This is a genomic window from Actinoplanes sp. NPDC051633 (assembly GCF_040681735.1).
GTDB lineage: Bacteria > Actinomycetota > Actinomycetes > Mycobacteriales > Micromonosporaceae > Actinoplanes.
Map to the genome: position 1 here is coordinate 1 of NZ_JBFAZH010001249.1, position 2,171 is coordinate 2,171.

4 protein-coding genes are annotated in these 2,171 nt (G+C 70.4%); 1 reads left to right on the forward strand and 3 read right to left on the reverse strand.

Features of this window, described 5'->3' with window-relative positions; translation table 11 throughout:
- The coding region (locus AB0M20_RS39640) for an MFS transporter (RefSeq protein ID WP_364306227.1) at nucleotides 1-1,052 on the forward strand (1,052 nt) is incomplete at its 5' end.
- Here AB0M20_RS39640 and AB0M20_RS39645 read toward each other — a convergent pair.
- From AB0M20_RS39645 to AB0M20_RS39655, 3 genes are all read right to left on the reverse strand, one after another.
- Entirely contained in the window at nucleotides 1,019-1,513 is a 495-nt protein-coding gene (locus AB0M20_RS39645; RefSeq protein ID WP_364306229.1) for an SRPBCC family protein, read from the reverse strand. The two genes, AB0M20_RS39640 and AB0M20_RS39645, sit on opposite strands and share 34 nt — an antisense overlap.
- Entirely contained in the window at nucleotides 1,497-1,844 is a 348-nt protein-coding gene (locus tag AB0M20_RS39650; RefSeq protein ID WP_364306231.1) for a metalloregulator ArsR/SmtB family transcription factor, read from the reverse strand. Before AB0M20_RS39650 ends, AB0M20_RS39645 begins: the two co-directional genes overlap by 17 nt.
- Nucleotides 1,845-1,914: 70 nt before the next feature.
- Nucleotides 1,915-2,171 (reverse strand): hypothetical protein (locus AB0M20_RS39655; protein WP_364306233.1); only part of this gene is annotated, 257 nt, incomplete at its 5' end.

Below are 2,171 nucleotides of genomic sequence, written 5' to 3' on the forward strand. Positions count from 1 at the left end.
CCGTCTTCGTCGCCGGACGTTTTCTGCAGGGGCTCGGCGCCGGCGGCATCACCGTCGCGCTCTACGTGCTCGTCGCCAAGGCCTATCCGTCGCGGCTGCACATCAGGATCTTCGGCGCGTACGCCTCCGCCTGGGTGCTGCCGTCGATCGTCGGGCCGTTCGTGGCCGGCGTGGTGGCCGAGGCGCTGAGCTGGCACTGGGTGTTCCTCGGCGTCGTGGTGCTGCTGGCCGCCGCGACCGCGATGATCCTGCCGGCCCTGCGCGACCGCGACCACGAGAGCACGGCGGCGCAGCAGCGCGGCCGGGTGCCGGTCGCCGTCGTGCTGGCCCTCGCGGTGGTCGCGCTCAGCTATTGCGTCGAGCTGGACCCGCCCTGGTCGTGGGCCTGTGCGGCCGCCGCCCTGCTGGTGATTGGCGTCGTCGTCCGCCGCGTGATCCCGGCGGGCATCTATCGCGCCCGGCCCGGGCTGCCCGCCGTCGTCCTGCTCTGCGGCCTGGCCGCCGCGGTCTTCTTCGGCACCGAGGTCTACCTGCCGCTGCTGCTGCACGACGAATACGGCCTGCCCGCGTGGCTGTCCGGCGTCACGCTGACCGCGGCCGCGATCTCGTGGGCGGCGGCCTCGGCGCTCCAGGGCCGGCTGGGTGATCGGCTGAGCGCGGTGACCGCCCTGAGAGCGGGCGCGGCCGTGCTCGTCGCCGGCGCGGGCGTCGAGCTGCTGACCGTGTGGCTGCGTCTGCACCCCGCGGTCGCCGCGGTGGGCTGGTTCCTCGCCGGGGCGGGGATGGGCACCCTCTATCCCCGGATCAGCGTGCTCGTGCTCGCGTACTCCGCGGAGGGTCGTCAGGGTTTCAACACGTCGGCGAAGAGCATCACGGAAGCCGTGTGCGCCAGCACGTCGCTGGCGATCACCGGGCTGCTCTTCCAGACGGTGACGAGGACGCCGTTCGTGGCCGTCCTCGTCTTCACCACCGTCATCGCCGCCACTGTGGGTCTGCTCGCCGGCCGCGCGGGCCGCGGTCAGACCAGCGACGCCGCGACCCTCTCCAGCTGATCCATCGACTCCTGCATGCCACCCTCCATGCCGGACTCGATCACCGCGTCGCGGTCGGTCTGGTCGACGTACTCGCAGAGCATCTCCATCGACGTGCGCCCGTCCTTCTCGGTCAGCGTCATCGTGACCAGGCCGGCGTGCCCGTCCGGGTCCGGGATGCCCTCGAAGGCCTCGGTGTTGACCAGCCGCTCGGGTGCCTCGATGGTCTTGTACTCCCCGTGGAACGCCACCTCGAAGCCGCCGTTGGCCTCCATCACGTAGCGCCACTGCCCACCGACCCGCAGGTCGATCTCGGCGCTGGTGACCTTGCCCTTCTCCCCCGCCCACCAGCGCTTGACCAGCTCCGGCGAGGTGTAGGCGCGCCACACGAGGTGCCGCGGCGCGTTGAACTCGCGCGTGATCAGGATCTGGTTGTCGGCCGGAAGCGTCACCTTCGCGGTGCCGCTAGTCGTCTCGGTCATCCTCTTGCTCCTTCAGCTCCTCGAGCACCTCGTCCATCAGGTCGAACCGCTCGTTCCAGTTCTGCTCGTACTTGCGCAGCCACTCGTGAATCGGTTTGAGCGGCTCGGCATTCAGCCGATACATCCGCTGCCGCCCCTCGTCGCGAACTCGCACGAGATCCACCTCCCGCAGGACACGCAGGTGCTTCGACACCTGCGGCTGAGCCAGCCCGAGCAGCTCGACCAGATCGTTGACCGGGCGCTCGCGCTGGGCGAGGAGGTCGAGGATCTGCCGCCGCCTGGGCTCGGCCACCGCGTTGAACGCGTCGGTGGTGGTTGCTGCTCGTGCCATGCCTTGAATCATATACCCATAAGGGAATACGTCAAGCCCGGCTTCGCCAGATCTCGATTTTCAGGGTTTTCTAGCGGCGCTCGCGCAGGGCGCCGGGGAGGGCGAGGGCCGTGGCGACCAACCCCATGCGTACGCCCAGAGCACGGTACGGGTGCGGGTGGCCGCTCTCCTGCAGGGCCGCGAGCCAGCGCTTCTCGAGGTGCCGGCGGCCGATCATGGAACCGATGCCGAGCAGGGTCGCGCCGGCGGTCATCGCGAGGCGCCGCTTGTCGACCTCCGCCCACTCGACCTTGCGGTCCGGCTCCTCGCCGCTCGCCTGGTCGCCCT